General features: G+C 54.1%; 17 protein-coding genes and 1 other RNA gene. 8 read left to right on the top strand and 10 right to left on the bottom strand.

The features are described from left to right. The first annotated feature begins 86 nt into the window (after positions 1–86). Positions 87–1,226 (top strand): succinyl-diaminopimelate desuccinylase, encoded by a 1,140-nt coding sequence (gene dapE / locus ACMZ66_RS03610; protein WP_416934488.1) that lies wholly within the window; start codon positions 87–89, stop codon positions 1,224–1,226. Here the strand turns inward: dapE and ACMZ66_RS03605 are convergent, their stop codons facing one another. Continuing rightward, the gene (locus ACMZ66_RS03605) at positions 1,227–1,904 is read right to left on the bottom strand and encodes a TetR/AcrR family transcriptional regulator (protein ID WP_416934486.1); all 678 of its coding nucleotides are present in this window, start codon (positions 1,902–1,904) and stop codon (positions 1,227–1,229) included. Positions 1,905–2,072: 168 nt separating this feature from the next. Here ACMZ66_RS03605 and ACMZ66_RS03600 point away from each other — a divergent pair, with 168 nt between their 5' ends. Beyond that, positions 2,073–2,741: a glutathione S-transferase family protein gene (locus ACMZ66_RS03600; protein ID WP_416934484.1), complete on the top strand. Its 669-nt coding sequence runs from the start codon at positions 2,073–2,075 to the stop codon at positions 2,739–2,741. A gap of 139 nt (positions 2,742–2,880) precedes the next feature. Here the strand turns inward: ACMZ66_RS03600 and ACMZ66_RS03595 are convergent, their stop codons facing one another. Next, complete coding sequence (locus ACMZ66_RS03595) at positions 2,881–3,489, bottom strand: glutathione S-transferase family protein (protein WP_416934482.1); 609 nt, start codon at positions 3,487–3,489, stop codon at positions 2,881–2,883. 158 nt (positions 3,490–3,647) lie between these two features. Between ACMZ66_RS03595 and ACMZ66_RS03590 the strand changes: the two genes are divergently transcribed. Together ACMZ66_RS03590 and ACMZ66_RS03585 are read left to right on the top strand one after the other, a co-directional pair. Continuing rightward, entirely contained in the window at positions 3,648–4,526 is an 879-nt protein-coding gene (locus ACMZ66_RS03590; RefSeq protein WP_416934481.1) for a LysR family transcriptional regulator, read from the top strand. Between the two features lie 61 nt (positions 4,527–4,587). Continuing rightward, positions 4,588–4,956, top strand: coding sequence for a DUF1636 family protein (locus ACMZ66_RS03585; RefSeq protein WP_416934479.1), 369 nt, complete (start codon positions 4,588–4,590; stop codon positions 4,954–4,956). A gap of 15 nt (positions 4,957–4,971) precedes the next feature. On the opposite strand, the gene ACMZ66_RS03580 is transcribed toward ACMZ66_RS03585, so the two are convergent. Further along, a complete protein-coding gene (locus tag ACMZ66_RS03580; protein ID WP_416934477.1) occupies positions 4,972–5,763 on the bottom strand; it encodes a hypothetical protein in 792 nt (263 codons plus the stop codon). Between the two features lie 88 nt (positions 5,764–5,851). Further along, complete coding sequence (gene nudC, locus ACMZ66_RS03575) at positions 5,852–6,778, bottom strand: NAD(+) diphosphatase (RefSeq protein WP_416934475.1); 927 nt, start codon at positions 6,776–6,778, stop codon at positions 5,852–5,854. A 191-nt stretch (positions 6,779–6,969) separates the two neighbouring features. Between nudC and ffs the strand changes: the two genes are divergently transcribed. From ffs to recR, 4 genes are all read left to right on the top strand, one after another. Further along, positions 6,970–7,064, top strand: an RNA gene (gene ffs / locus ACMZ66_RS03570) — signal recognition particle sRNA small type. 157 nt (positions 7,065–7,221) lie between these two features. Beyond that, positions 7,222–9,108 carry a DNA polymerase III subunit gamma/tau gene (locus ACMZ66_RS03565; protein WP_416934474.1) on the top strand — a complete coding sequence of 629 codons (1,887 nt, stop codon included), beginning with the start codon at positions 7,222–7,224 and terminating at the stop codon, positions 9,106–9,108. Then, positions 9,105–9,428: a YbaB/EbfC family nucleoid-associated protein gene (locus tag ACMZ66_RS03560; RefSeq protein WP_101246944.1), complete on the top strand. Its 324-nt coding sequence runs from the start codon at positions 9,105–9,107 to the stop codon at positions 9,426–9,428. Before ACMZ66_RS03565 ends, ACMZ66_RS03560 begins: the two co-directional genes overlap by 4 nt. Before the next feature lie 118 nt (positions 9,429–9,546). Continuing rightward, positions 9,547–10,140 carry a recombination mediator RecR gene (gene recR, locus ACMZ66_RS03555; protein WP_416934471.1) on the top strand — a complete coding sequence of 198 codons (594 nt, stop codon included), beginning with the start codon at positions 9,547–9,549 and terminating at the stop codon, positions 10,138–10,140. Positions 10,141–10,273: 133 nt separating this feature from the next. On the opposite strand, the gene aroQ is transcribed toward recR, so the two are convergent. The 6 genes from aroQ to ACMZ66_RS03525 all read right to left on the bottom strand — a co-directional run bounded on the left by aroQ (position 10,274) and on the right by ACMZ66_RS03525 (position 15,844). Continuing rightward, positions 10,274–10,720 (bottom strand): type II 3-dehydroquinate dehydratase, encoded by a 447-nt coding sequence (gene aroQ, locus ACMZ66_RS03550; RefSeq protein WP_416934469.1) that lies wholly within the window; start codon positions 10,718–10,720, stop codon positions 10,274–10,276. A gap of 39 nt (positions 10,721–10,759) precedes the next feature. Then, on the bottom strand, positions 10,760–12,631 hold the full coding sequence (locus ACMZ66_RS03545; RefSeq protein ID WP_416934467.1) for a bifunctional sugar phosphate isomerase/epimerase/4-hydroxyphenylpyruvate dioxygenase family protein: 1,872 nt from the start codon (positions 12,629–12,631) through the stop codon (positions 10,760–10,762). 96 nt (positions 12,632–12,727) lie between these two features. Continuing rightward, entirely contained in the window at positions 12,728–13,381 is a 654-nt protein-coding gene (locus tag ACMZ66_RS03540) for a GntR family transcriptional regulator (protein WP_416934465.1), read from the bottom strand. Between the two features lie 8 nt (positions 13,382–13,389). Then, entirely contained in the window at positions 13,390–14,238 is an 849-nt protein-coding gene (locus ACMZ66_RS03535) for a shikimate dehydrogenase family protein (protein ID WP_416934463.1), read from the bottom strand. An 11-nt stretch (positions 14,239–14,249) separates the two neighbouring features. After that, positions 14,250–15,518 carry a TRAP transporter large permease gene (locus tag ACMZ66_RS03530; protein ID WP_416934462.1) on the bottom strand — a complete coding sequence of 423 codons (1,269 nt, stop codon included), beginning with the start codon at positions 15,516–15,518 and terminating at the stop codon, positions 14,250–14,252. Continuing rightward, the gene (locus tag ACMZ66_RS03525; protein WP_416934460.1) at positions 15,515–15,844 is read right to left on the bottom strand and encodes a TRAP transporter small permease; all 330 of its coding nucleotides are present in this window, start codon (positions 15,842–15,844) and stop codon (positions 15,515–15,517) included. The genes ACMZ66_RS03530 and ACMZ66_RS03525 overlap by 4 nt, the downstream gene beginning before the upstream one ends. Between the last annotated feature and the right edge of the window lie 226 nt (positions 15,845–16,070).

Below are 16,070 nucleotides of genomic sequence, written 5' to 3'. Positions count from 1 at the left end.
AAAACGGCCAGTCCGTTTTGCCCTTTTCTACACATGCCATCCGTGATCGCCTTTGATCCGATCATTACAAAATATGAGATTGTCTGATGTCCGTTGCCCTTGAACTTGCCCAGTCGCTGATCCGCTGCCCGTCTGTTACCCCGGCCGATGCCGGTGCGCTTGACGTTCTGCAAAAGGCGCTTGAAGCACGCGGGTTTGAATGCAAACGCAAGGTATTTGACGGCGATGATAGCGACGCCATCGACAATCTTTATGCCCGTCTTGGCACCAAGGGTCGCAATTTCTGTTTTGCTGGCCACACCGACGTTGTCCCGGCTGGCGATGCCGCAGCATGGACCGTTGATCCCTTCGGTGGCGATGTGATTGATGGCCGTCTGTTTGGCCGTGGTGCGGTTGATATGAAAACCGGGATTGCGTGCTTTGTCGGCGGTGTCGATGCCTTTTTGGCGGCTCACCCGGATTTCGACGAATCCATTTCGTTCCTGATCACCGGCGATGAAGAAGCCGATGCCATCAATGGCACGGTCAAGCTGGTCGAATGGTGCGACAATGAAGGCGAAAAGTTCGATTGCTGCATCGTTGGTGAACCGACCAACCCGAAATACCTCGGCGAGATGATGAAGGTTGGTCGCCGTGGTTCTGTTACCGGCTGGCTGACCGTGTTTGGCGCACAGGGTCATGTCGCCTATCCACATCTGGCCGATAACCCGGTCCCGCGCATGATCAAGACACTTGATGTGCTTAATTCCCGCGAGCTTGATCAGGGCACCGATCACTTCCAGCCAAGCAATCTGGAAATCACCACGGTTGATGCTGGCAATGCCGCAACCAACGTGGTTCCAGCCAAGGTCAGTGCGGCATTCAATATCCGCTTTAACGATCAGCACACCGGTGCCGATCTTAAGAAGTGGATCGAAGATGTCTGCGCCGAACATGCCGGTGCGCATGAACTTAAAGTCAAAATTTCCGGCGAAGCGTTCCTGTCCAATCCGGGCAAGCTTGCCGGCCTGATTGCGGATGCATCGGAAAAGGTCACAGGCAAACGCCCGGAAATGAGCACCACGGGCGGCACGTCCGACGCACGTTTCATTCAGAAATATACCGAGGTCGCCGAATTCGGCCTGGTCGGGCAAAGCATGCACAAGGTCGACGAGCACGCCATGGTCGATGACATCGAAAACCTTGTGAAAATTTATGCCGAAGTCCTGAACGGCTTCTTTGACTGATCAGCCGGTTTTTTTCTGCTGATCGGTATCATCAAGCTTCGCGCGATTGCTAAGGATGCTGTCGCGCGTGCGACCGAGGATGTTATCGGCAGTTTCGTCATCCACCGCGCGGCTGAGCACGACCGCACCGACCAGCATGGCCAACATAGCCGTTGATTCGCGGTCATATTCTGCAGGGATGTTGCGCGGCTTTGCCGCTGCATTAATGTCGACATGTTTGTCGATCCCGGGCACGCCATCTTCTTTGGCGAGTTTCCAGGCGAGCTTCTCCGTCGCATGATTGACCAGCTTTGAAAAAGCACTGCGTGCCTTGTCGCCAGATCGGGATACCTCGGTCGAAAGGGTGGGCAAGGCACAGCCCATATCCGGGTTCTCGATATGCAGGCGCGATAGATAAAGCTCGCCAAATGATGTGACCCAGTCATTGCCCCGAAGTTCAGCCTTGCGCAATTTGGCCAGAACTGGCGACGCCAACAGCGACATACCGTTTTCAACGCAAGCGACGAACAGGTCTTCCTTGTTCTTGAAATGCGCGTAAAACCCGCCACGCGTCAGACCAGCCGCTGCCATCACCTGATCAATCGTCACATTTTCAAACCCGTGTTTATTAAACTGGGCGGAAGCCGCATTGATAATGCGGATCCGTGTTTTGGGTTTGTGCGAAGCTTTGTAAGGCATTTTGACCTCCGACTGACGGTCTGATTGGGTAGATGCCACCATGACACATCAAAATAATATGTTCTTGAACATATTATGAGACCCGCGATCCTGTCTGCACGTTTGGTGTTGAGATTGCCCGATTGGATTGGCGTTCGAACCAAACATCATGCAGCAAAGGACCCTGTCATGACGGATGTCACCATTGTCGGAATGCCGCGCAGCAACCTGACGCGTAGTGTTCGAATTGCCTGTATCGAAAAAGAAATCTCGTTTGAATTCACCAGCCGCAATGTTCAGACACCGGGCCAAAGTGCAACGCCCGAAGTTCTGAAACACAATCCGTTCGGCAAGGTGCCCGTCCTGATGCATGGCAGTTTCGTTCTGTATGAAACTGCTGCCATCTGCCGCTATATCGATGACAATTTCCCGGGACCATTATTGCGACCGGTGCGCGCAACCAAGGTCGCCTGGATGAACCAGTGGATCAGCTTGGCAATGACCCGGTTTGATCAAAATATCATTCGCAAATTCGTCATTCCGATGGCCTTTGCGGATCATGCCAAACGCCATGATCCGGGCTTTGCCATCCATATGAACCAGGTCGCTGATACGATCCGGAACGACTTGGCGGTGCTTGATCCGGCATATGCTGATGGCTGGTTGTTCGGCGATCGCTTTACCCTGCCCGACATGATGATCATGCCGATGATGCATTACTTAAATGCCATGCCCGGCGGGGCAGAGATGATTGGTGATGCGCCGAATGTGCAGAGCGCCTATCAGCGTTTCAAGGCAAGAAGTTCTGCCGTTCAGACCGACCCGCTTCTGCCCGAACAGATTTTGAAATCAGCCTGATCTGTTTGGTTTTGACCGCTGCCCTGACGTTCCCCTTAATCGCGTCAGGGTATTGGGCCACCATTGGGGGGCTTTGCTCTGCCCCTTCCCCCATAAACAGGTGGATTTGCCTTCCCTTGGTGGCCCCTTTTTTGTCGAATTACGGCGTCCAGGTGATCGGAACGTAGCCGGGGACGGCGGCAAACCGGTCAAGCCACGCCCGAATGCCCGGATAGGGTTTCATATCGATCTTTCCAAGCTCCGCGCGATGCGTGTAGGCATAAAGCGAGATATCAGCAATCGTCAGGCTTTCGCCCACCAGCCAGTTATGTTCCGCCAACCGCTTTTCCATCAGATCAAGCGCACGCTTTGCACCGGCCTGTTTCATCGGTTCGAAAATATCTGCATGTTCCGGCAGGCCTTTGATCTCGTACCATGAAATCAGAACCGCAACGTTTGGTTCATGGTCATATTGTTCAAAGAACAACCAGCCCATCATTTCCGCGCGTGCATAGCGGTCTTCGGGGATAAAGTTCGTACCTTCGGCCAAATAGCCAAGGATCGCGTTGCTTTCCGCCAACACGCGGCCATCATCCAACACAAGCGCCGGGATTTTGCCGTTCGGGTTAATGGTCGCAAGATATTCCGGCGTGCGTGTTTCGCCCTTCATGATATCGCGTTCGACATACTCAAACGGCAAGCCCATCATCGAAAGCAGCAAACGGATTTTATAGCCGTTCCCCGACAGCAAATAGTCGTTCAAAATCATCGTGAAATTCCTTGTGGCATATGCATCAAAAGCATTCGCGTTACAGCATTGGCCGGCCGGGTTTGATATTTGCCGCTGGATGCGATCCAAACAATCGAATAGTTTTGACCCAATAGTTCAATTTCCTTGATCAATATTTCTGAACAAAGGAGAGGCCATTGGATTCCGATCTGCTTCGAAGCTTCGTCGCCTTTGCTGAATGCGGCAGTTTCAACCGTGCTGCTGACCGCATCGGCCGCACGCCATCGGCCTTTTCCATGCAGATGAAGCGTCTTGAGGAACTGGTTGATAACAAGCTGTTTGAACGTGACGGCCGCAATGTCCTGCTCACCAACGAAGGGATTACCTTCGTCGGATATGCAAGACGCATTCTGACGCTACAAGACGAAGCCATGGGCAAGCTGCAATCAAAGGATGCCAGTCGTCCGATCCGGATCGGTTGTCCCGATGATTACGCGCAAAAAATCCTGCCGGTGGTTTTGCGTGCCATTCGCGCCGTAATCCCGTCAGCCACTTTCTTCATCTCGATCAACCCGACCATCTTGTTGCAACGCATGCTCGATCAAGGCGAGCTTGATATCTCGCTCGTGAGCCGTTCGGCCATGGGCGAAGAGGGCTATTTCCTGCGTCATGAGCCAGGCGTTTGGGTGACATCCCCGATCCATCGACAGCATGAACTTGATCCATTACCGCTGGTTTTGCCGGCCGAGGATTGTAAGTTTCATGCTTGGGCGATTGACGCGATTTCCAAATCCGGCAGGCCGTTCAATCTGTTTGCCACCACCCGTCAGGCCGCATCGCTTTTGCATCTGGTGCGCGATGGATTGGGTGTTGCCGCCCTTGCTGCGGCCAGTGTAACCGACGAGTTCCAGATCCTTGATAGTCGCGATGGCTTCCCACCGCTTCCCGCCGTCGGGGTGGCCGTGATGCTGGCCGAAAGTGCACACCCATTGGTCAGCCGCCAACTTGCCGCCGCCATTCAGGATTATGTGAGCCAAAATCTCGATGATGACTTGACCGAGGCGGCTGCAAGCTGATTGGATGCGCGCCAATAAAAACTGACGCCGTTTTGTATCCCGCAAATCAAAGATCGCATTCATGACCACCAAGCCACGCCTGAATATCTGCATCACCTGCACCGCGTCCAACGCTGATGGGCAATCTGATCCGCGCCATGGAAAGCAGCTTTTTGATCGCATGCAGGAAGTCTGTGAAACGCGTGACTTGCCGTTTGATCTGCATCCGGCTGAATGCCTGACCAATTGCAAATCGGGTTGTTCCATTGCGCTTAATGGGGCCGGGAAATGGGGATATGTCTATGGCAATGTCGATCCCGAAAGCATGATCGATGATTTGTGCGAACTGGCCGATAAATATGCCCAAAGCGAAGATGGTATTGTTGCCTGGCGCGAACGCCCCGAAAGCCTGCGCCGCAACGTGATTGCCCGCATTCCCCCGCTTGGCTAAGCCGGGTTTTGCCCGTTAACCCGAAACACCGATATGCAGTTGCTGCCACAGGCGTTCGACTTCGCCAGTTGCATGAAGCTGATCAATCAGCTTGTTAAAGTCCGCAATCGGAATGGCAGAGCTGTTTGAAACGACCGACACAAGGTCATAGGTCGCATCGGGTTCATCTGCTATCACCACACGATCACGCAATCCCGGGTCTGCAACAAACTGGCGTGCAAGGAAACCTGCGGACACAATGCCGATCGGGGCTTCACCCGCGACCAGGCCGTTCAGGACTTCTTTTTCGTTATAGCGCAGCAGCACATCAAAGTTCTGCTGCAGGAAATCCGGGTCGGCATTGAAGTCAGCAAATCCGTAATGGAAACCCAGCACACATAACATCGGCTGAGTGGTCACATTGGCAAAAAGCTGATCAAGGTCGGTTCGCTCAGCCAATGCGACATACAGGTCTTTTTCCCGAACAATCGGCTCGGAAAAGCCGACATCGAATTCCTGCCATTCCCATTGCGAACTTTCGAGAAGAACAAGATCGACCTCGCCCGCCTCAATTGAGCGATAGCGCCGCCGTGAGGACGTTTCCGCCAGCTGGAAGTCGTAGTTTGTCTGGATGTCATTGAGCATCTTGATCAGAATCGGGACGATGCCGTTGGGTTCGCCATTTTCGAAATAATAGACGACGCCGTACTCATAAGCCCCGACCTTGACCGGAATACGATCCTTGGCTGCAACTGTCGTCCACGCAAAGACGCCAAGCATGATCGCAAGGACCGAACCCACATTTCGCATCAAACGATGTGTCGCCACCAAAATCCTACCTGCAGCTACCCGATTAACAAATCCGCACACCAAATTGCACCGGCATTTGCCAGTACATTGATCGGTGTCCTTCTTTCTATATGCGTCCCGCGCACCAGTTTTCCAGAAGGTATCGCGCAATAGATATCGGCCGTGGCAGATTTATCCCCTTGGCCGGAAGGTTCGCGACCTCGTCGCGATGCACCCACATGGCAAATTCGATCTCTTCCTCATCGGGTGACAGATCGGTCGTTTCGGCCTCGGCGATAAAGCCCAACATCAAAGAACCTGGGAATGGCCAAGGTTGGGATGCAACATATTGCGCCCGTTTGATCTTCACCCCGACTTCTTCATAGACCTCGCGCGCAACAGCTTGCTCTAACGTTTCGCCCGGCTCAACAAACCCCGCCAGAACCGACACCATCCCGGGCAGGAATTGCGGCGACCGTGCCAAAAGAACGTGATCATTATGATGAATCAGCATGATTACGGCCGGATCGGTGCGCGGAAAATGCGATCTGCCGCAATCGGGATTACTACATTGCAACCGATATCCGGCCTCTGCCACCTGATTGGGATGGCCACATGCCCCACAGAACTGATGGCCGCGATGCCAGTTAAAAATTGCACGCGCCTGTGCTGCCAAGGCCGCCTCATCAATCGAAAGTGCGGCCATTCGGTTGCGTATATCACCAAATCCACCGCCAAGACGACGCACGGCATCATCACGGTCAATCACGACAGCTTCGATATCAACGGCAATCACCGGGCCATTGGCATCCCGGCCAAGATAAATCCATTCACCGCCATGAAGATCGACATCCAGATGGGAAATGGCGGGCGCACCCAGTACAACAAGTTCATGCGCATCCATGTCTTCGGGCCAGGCAAAAAGCGGATCACCGGCATGGCAAATCAGGATACGAAGCGACTCCTCTGCCATAAGAATCTGCTGCCAGTTATCGTCTTTTCTAAGGACCGCATCGCGATCAAGATCGATGGCTTCGAAGAACTGCCTGTTCATGGTGGTGCATTTCCCAAAATTCTTTTCCGGCCATAATCGGGATCAACCCACTGGGGAGCCGGGATTTTCTGTGGTGGCGGATCACGACATTAACCCGCACACGGTCTGGTCAAAAGCCACGATTGCTTGAACACAGAAAAAATCCCAGCCAACGCTTGCGTTTTACTGCTCCTTGCGCGATATAGGGGGCGAGAGGCTGGCAGTGGACGGACCGCTCGCCAACCCGGTCAGGACCGGAAGGTAGCAGCCGTAACGAGTTTTTCCGGGTCGTTGTCCAGTCTCTCACCCTTCTATTTCCCCCCGACATACGATTGCTTTTTGACTTGCCTGGACCATCTTTGGGCATGTGGTTTTTTGTATGGGAAAATTCCCACTTGGCCTTTCCCATCGCGGCTCGAAGCTGCTAAAACCAACTGAGAATTAAAACAATCCGGACCGGATGAATGAGCGATCAGATCGAGACCGCGAGCGAAACAGCGCCTGAAGGTGAAACGACCTCGGCTGAACAAGTTGGTGCTGCGGAAGCAACCGTGCCCGCCGCTGTGGCCGAACCAGAAGCCAAAAGCGAATATCAGGTTCTTGCGCGGAAATACCGCCCGAAAACCTTTGATGAGCTGATCGGCCATGGGCCAATGGTCAAGACCCTGTCAAACGCGCTTGAAAGTGGCCGTCTGGCACATGCTTTTGTCCTGACCGGTGTGCGCGGGATTGGTAAAACTACGACCGCCCGTATCATCGCACGCGCGCTGAACTGTATCGGTGCGGACGGCAAAGGCGGGGCGACGATCGAACCCTGCGGTGTGTGCGAACATTGCCGGGCAATCGCCGAAGACCGCCATGTTGACGTTCTGGAGATGGATGCCGCGTCGCGTACCGGCGTTGATGACATTCGCGAACTGATCGAAGGTGTGCGATATCGCCCGACCTCGGCCCGCTACAAGATCTACATCATCGATGAAGTGCACATGCTTTCGAAAAGTGCGTTCAACGCGCTTCTCAAGACGCTTGAAGAACCGCCAGAGCATGTGAAATTCATCTTTGCCACCACCGAAATCCGCAAGATCCCGATCACGGTTCTGTCGCGTTGTCAGCGCTTTGATTTGCGTCGTGTTCAGACCGATGAACTGGCCGCGCACTACACCCGCATTGCCGGGCTGGAAAAGGCCGAGATTGAAGAAGAGGCCGTCGCGCTGATCGCGCGCGCAGCTGACGGTTCTGTTCGTGATGGTATGAGCCTGCTTGATCAGGCGATTTCGCATGGTGCAGGTAAAGTCACCACCCAGCAGGTCCGTGACATGCTGGGTCTCTCGGACCGATCACGCATCTTCGATCTGTTTGATTTCACCATGAAAGGCGAAATCAACGAGGCACTGGAACTTCTAAGTGCACAATATGCACTTGGCGGTGATCCGGCCGTGATGCTGCAAGACATGCTTGATCTGACCCATTGGCTGACGCGTGTAAAGCTGTCGCCTGATGCTGCGAATGATCCGGGCGTGTCGCAGATCGAACGCGAACGCGGCAAGGAAATCGCCGCCAAGCTTGCTATGCCGCAGCTTACCCGCGCCTGGCAGATGTTGCTTAAGGGTCTTGAAGAAACCCGGATCGCACCATCGCCCATTCAGGCTGCTGAAATGATCTTGATCCGCCTGGCCTATGCCGCTGAAATGCCGCCGCCCGGTGATCTGATCAAAAAGCTGCGTCAGGATATGGCCAATGCTGGCGGGGGTAGCGCCCCGCAAGGTGGTGGCGGAAATGGGGGCGGCCCCGGCCCGCGTATGCAGGTCGTCAGTGGTGGCGGCGGTGCCGCAGCCGTTGCACAACGCCGCCCGGATCCGCTTGGCGAACCAGAACAGGTCGCCCAGGTTGCCTATGCCAAAATGCCCGAAAGCTTTGCCGAAGTTGCCGAACTTCTGGGCAAGGAACGCGAAACGACCGGCATTGCCATGCAGGTCAAAAACTATATGCATCTGGTGAAATACGAACCGGGCCGGATTGAATTTCGCCCGGCACGCGGTGCACGTTCCGATTTGTCGACCCAGCTGATCAAGGCGCTCAACACGGTTACCGGTCAACGTTGGCTGGTCAGTGTTTCCGAGCGCGAAGAAGGTGCACCGACGCTTAAGGAACAGGAACTTGAAGCCCTTGAACAGCGTAAGGCTGACGCCTCGCAAGACCCGCTGGTCAAGGCCATTCTTGATGGTTTACCAAAAGCCAAAATCGTTGCCGTCCATCTGCCACCGGGTCAGGAAATGACCGAGGGCGAAGAAGACGAAAGCGGTTCAGTATATGACGACGCATTTTATCTCGAAGGAGACGACGAGCTATGAAGAACCTTGCAGGGATGCTGAAACAGGCCCAGCAAATGCAGACCAAAATGCAGGAAATGCAGGAAAGTCTGGTTGAACTCCAAATCGAAGGCCAGTCCGGCGCGGGCATGGTCAAAGTGATGCTGAACGGCAAAGGCGAAATGCGTGGCCTGTCGCTTGATAAAAGCATCGTTGACCCGAACGACACCGAAGTCCTCGAAGACCTGATCGTTGCTGCCTATAACGATGCAAAGGTCAAGGTTGAGGCCGCCGTTCAGGAAAAGATGAAAGACGTCACCGGCGGTATGAACCTGCCGGAAGGCTTCAAACTGCCGTTCTGATCACGCATCGAACGCGCGATAAAATTCGTACTTTGATGGTACGCAGCAAAGGGTGGCATTGCGCCGCCCTTTGTTTTTGATACAAGATCAGGACACTAACACCATAAACGGGATCAATATGACCGGACGGGAAATCGAAAATCTGATCAAGCTTCTGTCGCGCTTGCCGGGCCTTGGCCCGCGTTCGGCCCGCCGTGCGGTTCTACAGATGCTCAAAAAGCCCGAAACCCTGATGATCCCGCTGGCCGATGCGCTGCATGAAACGGCCGAGGCCATGACAACCTGTTCGAACTGCGGCAATATCGATGTCTCCGATCCCTGCCACATCTGTGCCGATGGCAATCGCGGTACCGACATCATCTGTGTGGTCGAAGAAGTTCAGGATCTTTGGGCACTCGAACGCGGTGCATCGTTTAAGGGCCAATATCATGTACTGGGCGGCACCCTGTCACCACTCGATGGCATCGGCCCGGATGATCTGAAAATCGATCAGCTGGTTAATCGCGTGCGTTCGGGTGCGGTAGTTGAAGTCATCCTTGCCACCAACGCCACGGTCGACGGTCAGACAACGGCGCATTACATCACCGAACGCCTGATCGAAACCGGGGTCAAGGTCACACGCCTTGCCCATGGTGTCCCGGTTGGTGGTGAACTTGATTATCTTGATGACGGTACATTGGCCGCAGCCCTTCGTTCAAGAAGCTCTGTCTGACACGCTTTAAGCCGCAAACAAAAAGGGCAGCCTGATGCTGCCCCTTTGAATGCCATGTCGTGATTTTTCAAATCATTTTTCCAGACAAAAGCAACACAAACCCACCTAATGACTTGAAATTTCAAACCTGACTTTAGCGTGCTTTGATCTTTTCTGCCGCCAGACGGGTTGCCAGCTCATAACCATATGCACCGGCACCGGCCATCACTGCATCTGCAACCGAACTGATCCAGCTTTTGTGGCGGAATTCTTCGCGGGCATGCGGGTTGGAGATGTGCAGTTCGATAATATAACCATCAAAGGTTTTTAGCGCGTCATGGATCGCAGCCGATGTATGGGTATAAGCCCCGGCATTGATGATGATGGCAGCCGACTTTTCGCGGGCTTCGTGGATCATATCAATGATCGCGCCTTCGTGGTTTGACTGACCAAACCGCACAGAAACGTTCAGATCCTTTGCCAGTTCCACGCATTTTGCTTCGATGGTTTGCAGCGTGTCATAACCATAGATTTCCGGCTGACGCTGCCCAAGCAGGTTCAGGTTCGGTCCGTTAATGACAAGGATTTCCTGCACGCTCATTTCTTTGTTCCCCTGAGGCCCGGTGTTTCGGTCGTTTATCTATTTCGCTGCTTCGTTTCGACGGTTCATCCGCGTTTGCGATGCTAGCCGGATCGGCGCATTGGCCGCCCCAAACCCACGATACGCGCGACGCTCTACCAATTCAAAGAAGAAACGATTGGCAAAGGTGCGCGTATAGGCCTGATAATATTCACCCTCGTCATCCCGATCATAGAGCATATTGCGCGCGCGCAAACGATCCAGCAATTCTGGCTCCAAGCCAAACCGGGCTTCGATATCGTCATAATAGTTTTCCGGGATCGGCAGAATCTCCACACCATTGGCGATGCAGTAATCGACCGAGGCAAAGATATCATCGCTTGAAAACGCCAGATGCTGAACGCCGCTGCCAAAGAACTCGTTCAGGAATTGGGAATGCTGGGTGTGCGGGCTTTGCGAACCATTGAGGATCAAACGCACCGCATCGCTTTGCACCACCTGGCTCTGCACCAACCCGCCCGGATCAGGGATATCAAGGGTTGGCATTTTGCCCAGATCAAAGATTGAGGTGAAATACAGAAGCCAAGTCAGCATTTCCTCATACTGCATCGAGTAGGAAACATGATCGACCGCGCGAAGCTTCGCCTTGGCATTGTCTACGGTCTTGGCAGGTTCGAACTCCACATCCCAGATGCGCGACAGTTCACTATGGTCATCCAGGAAGTAAACAAGGCTGCCACCCACACCACGGATGGCCGGCATTTCAATTTCACCTTCGCCCACCGCCTGACTGAACGGTGCGGCCAGCAATGACTGCGCACGATCAAGGGTGGCCTTGGCGTCATCGACCTTAAGCCCCACCGCACAGACCGACGGGCCATGCACGATGTTGTAAGAATGGGCAAAACCGTCCTTGTCGCAATTGATCACAAGGTTGATATCACCCTGCTTCCACCAGGTAACCGCTTTGGTCTTGTGGCTGCCGCGCTTTTCAAAACCAAGCCCTGCAAACAGATTGGCAAGCTTGTCGGCGGTCTCTTCTTCAACCGCAAACTCGACAAAGCCGACTTCCTTGGCATGCGCCTTGGGCGGAAGGTCAGCGCCCTTTTCACCGACCTTAACGCCCTCAACCCCATCGCCAAGATAGATCAGCGAACGCAGACCATCCTTGGCAACGTTCTTGGTCGAGCTTGACCGGAACTGATCGTTGAAAATCTCAAGTGACAGCGGCCCGTCATAACCGGTCATGGCAAGATTGCGCATGAACTCATCAAGCGGAAAGTCACCTTGGCCCGGGAAGCAACGGAAATGACGGCTCCAGGACAATGCATCCATCTCAAGGGTTGGTGCGTCTGCGACCTGAACCAGAAAAATCTTGTCGCCCGGGATTGATGAAATCGCATCAAGCGGCACCTTGCGCGCCATAATGTGGAAAGTATCAAGCACCAAACCGACATTGGGGTGATTGGCACGGCGCACCACTTCCCAGCTGTCGCGATAATCGCTGATATGCTTGCCCCATGAAAGTGCTTCGAACGCGACGCGAAGTCCGCGCTTGGCCGCACGATCGCCAAGCTCCGCCAAATCCTTTGCTGCACGATCAAGACCGCCCAGCGAATGGGGTGATACGTTCGAACACACCATCAAAAGATCGGTGCCCAGTTCTTCCATCAAATCAAACTTGCGCTCGGCACGTTCGAACGCACGGGTGCGCTGGGGTTCAGGCATACCTTCGAAATCGCGGAACGGCTGGAAGGTCACAAGCTTCAGGCCAAGATCACGGATCGTCTTGCCGACATCGGCAGGTGATCCGTCAAAGGACAGAAGATCGTTTTCAAAGATTTCGACACCGTCAAAGCCGGCAGCGGCGATGGCATCGAGTTTTTCCTGAAGGTCGCCTGACAGTGAAACTGTGGCAATCGAGGTCAGCATATTATCCCTCCGGGCTACGCAAATAGAACACCGGTCTTCTCAGGAATGAATAGCGCGACCTGCCAAGGCAATGGGCAACAAAGCCCGGTCGTCAAATCAGTCCTGAGAACGATGACGGTATGTTTCGATATGATCGGTCAATCGTGCAATCGCAGCATCCGCGTCACGGGCCAATGCCAGCTCACAGAGTGCACGATGCTCGTCGATAATTTCCTGCCCACGGAACCCGTGGGTTTTCAGTTCGATCACGACATAACGTCGGAACTGATCGAAAATCTCGCGGTGAAGGCGCAGATGCAGGTCAGACCCGCAGGCCGAAATCAGGGCCTGATGGAATTCCCGGTCATACTGGCTCCACCGGACAGTCAATTCACGACTGTCTTCAAGCATCATCTTCTTTTCGATCGCGGCCAGTTTGTGATGGGCCGCTGCCACGCGGGCCTCCCATTCCACATCACCGTGTTTCATTGATGCCGTCAGGCCATCGCATTCAAGCAACAGCCGCATCGCGGTCAATTCCTTGAAATTGGACGGCGATGTTTCGACAACACGGAAACCTTTCTGGCCTTCGACAAATACGAAGCCCGATGCGACAAGACGGTTCAACACTTCGCGCAGCGTATTGACCCCGACGCTATAACGTTCGCGGAGCGCTTCAAGCTTAAGCTTCACGCCCGGCTGCAATTCGCCATACAGGATGTCGTCGCGAATTTCGTTATAGACTGTCTCGGCAACTGTGCTGCTGCTCATGTTTCCCCCTAACCCGTCAATGCCTCGGGATAGGCATTGAAGTATTCTGTTCTTGCAGCATCGGCATCAATATCTGCCCCGCTGAAAACCTCGAATGCTTCAATACCCTGAAAGAAGAAGAGTTCAAAGCCAGTCATGACTTCAATCCCCGATTTCGCCGCTGATCGCAGGAATGCGGTCTCGACCGGGGTGTAAACGGCATCAAAGGCCCATTTCTGTCCGCCCAGAAGGTCTGCATCAAACGGACTGCCCGGATACTGGTTCATGCCGATCGGTGTGCAATTGATCAAACCATCGGCAGACCGGACAGCATCTGAAAGCGCGTCTTCGGTGATGAAAGTCGCGTTGGCATCCGCCGCCTTCAGCGTCGCAACCAGCTCCTCGCCGCGTGCAACATCCTTGTCGTGGATCAGGATGTTATCAGCCGCCAATCCACGCAGACCAAATGCCGTTGCCAGACCAACTCCACCCGCACCAAGCTGCAAGACCGTGCCCGGTTTGGCATCGCCAAACTGCCCGCGATACCCACGCATAAAACCAACAAAGTCGGTATTGTCCCCACGCCAGCCATCTTCACGGAACACCACGGTATTGACCGATCCCAATGCTTCGGGAAGCCGTTTACGCGGCGTGATCAGCTTGCGCGCACTGGTCTTGTAGGGATGGGTCACATTGACCCCGGCATAGCCGGTTTCCGCACAGGTGGTCAGTTGCTTGATCAGATCAAAGTCTGCGATCTGATCGCTATCGAGATAATCGTAAGTAACATCCTTCCCGCACATACGGCCCAGCAATACGTGCAGTCGTGCTGACTGGCTCCGCGAAATGCCTTTACCGATAAGACCGAGTTTCAACATGGACAGGTATCCTAAAATCCAAACAGGTTAGGCAAGAAGGTCACGATCTGCGGAACAAAGGTGATGATGATCAGCACCATAAGTTCGACGATGAAGAACGGCATGATCGCGCGGATCATTTTGGCCATTCCGACCCCGGCAACCGCATCCGCAACAAACAGGCACAACCCCATAGGCGGCGTAATCAAACCGATCATCAGGTTAAAGATCACGATGATGCCAAAGTGGGTCGGATCGATGCCAAGGCTGATCGCAATCGGATGCAGGATCGGCACCAGAACCAGCATCGCGGCAATCCCTTCAAGCACCAGACCAACCGCCAGAAGCATCAGGTTAATCAGGATCAGGAAGGTGACCGGACTGTCGACATAGCCCAGAACGAATTGGCTGATTGCCTGGGGAATACCGGCAAAAGTCATGAACCAGTTGGCTGCAGCAACGGTCGCCATGATGATCAGGATGCTTGATGAATTGCGCATCGCACCGGAAAAGATGCCCGGAAGATCAGATGGCTTTAGCTCGCGGAAAATAAACAGGCCAACAACCAGCGCATAAAACACCGCAAAGCTTGCGGCCTCTGTTGGCGTCACGATCCCTGCCAGGATCGAGCCAATCACAAAGACCGGCATGAAAAGCGGGATCAAACCATTCCAGACGGCTTTCAGCTTCTCACCGACATTCATCCGTTCGCGCGGTTTGGCGTAGTTCTTCACAAAGAAGCGCACATAAACCGACAACGCAATTGCCAGCAAAACGCCCGGAACAATCCCGGCCAAAAACAGGGCTGGTACCGACACATTGGTCGTGATCAGCGCATAGATAATGACCGGAATGCTTGGCGGAATGATCGGGCCAATCACCGAGGATGCAGCGGTCAGAGCCGCCGCGAAATCACGCGGATAACCTTCTTTTTCCATCGATGGAATAAAGATACGGCCAATCGCCGATGTGTCCGCAACAGCAGAACCAGATAGACCGGCAAAGATCACGGAAGACCAGATATTGACTTGCGCCAGTCCGGCCTTCGCATGGCCCACCAATGCATTGGCCAGATTGATCACACGCGATGTGATGCCACTGGCATTCATCAATTCGCCGGCCAAAACAAACAGCGGGATCGCCAGAATGGTAAAGCTGTCCATGCCGGCAAAAATACGCTGCGGCAAAAGATCAATGCCAAAGGTCCCGGTGCTGATATAGGCCACCAGACCAAGCGCGATAGAAAAGGCGACAGGTGCACCAATCGCAAGCAATACAAAAAGGGTAACGCCAGTAATCATGCCTCACCCCCGGTCGGCTTCGAATTCAGGGCGGACGCAAGGCGCAGGATCGCTGCGATCACAAGGCAAACACCACCAATGGTCAGGGCGATCTGCGCCCAATACATCTGAATACCAATGCCTGAGGCAACAATACCGCCGCGCTTTGCAGCAAAAATCCATCCGGCATAGGCAAGTACACCACCCAAAACCAGGGTCGCGGCATCAACAACCACGGCGAGCTTGCGACGCAAGGCGCTTGGGACGGTATCAATCACAATACTGAACGTAATCTGGGTACCCTGCAGATAGGCGTAAGCCACACCAAACATGCAGCCATAGATCATCGCGTATTTCGCGACTTCTTCGCTCCATTGCAGCGGGGAAGAAAAAGGTAGCGGCTTACACTGCCAGCAAAAACTACACCAAAGACAACGAGGATACTGAGCCCCGAAAGTCCGGCGAGCAAACGCTTAAACGCATTCTCGGCGCGTTGCATGGGTTCCCCCGGATCATCGCGGAAAATTCTTATGCTTTTGGAAGCACGGTGACGGGAAAAAAGGGCGGGCCGGA

This window comes from Thalassospira sp., from assembly GCF_048059015.1.
GTDB lineage: Bacteria > Pseudomonadota > Alphaproteobacteria > Rhodospirillales > Thalassospiraceae > Thalassospira.
The sequence above is the reverse complement of the archived record's forward strand: the minus strand, read 5'-3'. Positions and strand labels throughout refer to the sequence as shown.

Bases quoted from the DNA above. Each gene is read 5' to 3' on its own strand.
- dapE (WP_416934488.1), top strand. From the start codon at position 87: ATGTCCGTTGCCCTTGAACTTGCCCAGTCGCTGATCCGCTGCCCGTCT.
- ACMZ66_RS03605 (WP_416934486.1), bottom strand. From the start codon at position 1,904: ATGCCTTACAAAGCTTCGCACAAACCCAAAACACGGATCCGCATTATC.
- ACMZ66_RS03600 (WP_416934484.1), top strand. From the start codon at position 2,073: ATGACGGATGTCACCATTGTCGGAATGCCGCGCAGCAACCTGACGCGT.
- ACMZ66_RS03595 (WP_416934482.1), bottom strand. From the start codon at position 3,489: ATGATTTTGAACGACTATTTGCTGTCGGGGAACGGCTATAAAATCCGT.
- ACMZ66_RS03585 (WP_416934479.1), top strand. From the start codon at position 4,588: ATGACCACCAAGCCACGCCTGAATATCTGCATCACCTGCACCGCGTCC.
- nudC (WP_416934475.1), bottom strand. From the start codon at position 6,778: ATGAACAGGCAGTTCTTCGAAGCCATCGATCTTGATCGCGATGCGGTC.
- ACMZ66_RS03565 (WP_416934474.1), top strand. From the start codon at position 7,222: ATGAGCGATCAGATCGAGACCGCGAGCGAAACAGCGCCTGAAGGTGAA.
- ACMZ66_RS03560 (WP_101246944.1), top strand. From the start codon at position 9,105: ATGAAGAACCTTGCAGGGATGCTGAAACAGGCCCAGCAAATGCAGACC.
- recR (WP_416934471.1), top strand. From the start codon at position 9,547: ATGACCGGACGGGAAATCGAAAATCTGATCAAGCTTCTGTCGCGCTTG.
- aroQ (WP_416934469.1), bottom strand. From the start codon at position 10,720: ATGAGCGTGCAGGAAATCCTTGTCATTAACGGACCGAACCTGAACCTG.
- ACMZ66_RS03545 (WP_416934467.1), bottom strand. From the start codon at position 12,631: ATGCTGACCTCGATTGCCACAGTTTCACTGTCAGGCGACCTTCAGGAA.
- ACMZ66_RS03540 (WP_416934465.1), bottom strand. From the start codon at position 13,381: ATGAGCAGCAGCACAGTTGCCGAGACAGTCTATAACGAAATTCGCGAC.
- ACMZ66_RS03535 (WP_416934463.1), bottom strand. From the start codon at position 14,238: ATGTTGAAACTCGGTCTTATCGGTAAAGGCATTTCGCGGAGCCAGTCA.
- ACMZ66_RS03530 (WP_416934462.1), bottom strand. From the start codon at position 15,518: ATGATTACTGGCGTTACCCTTTTTGTATTGCTTGCGATTGGTGCACCT.
- ACMZ66_RS03525 (WP_416934460.1), bottom strand. From the start codon at position 15,844: ATGATCTATGGCTGCATGTTTGGTGTGGCTTACGCCTATCTGCAGGGT.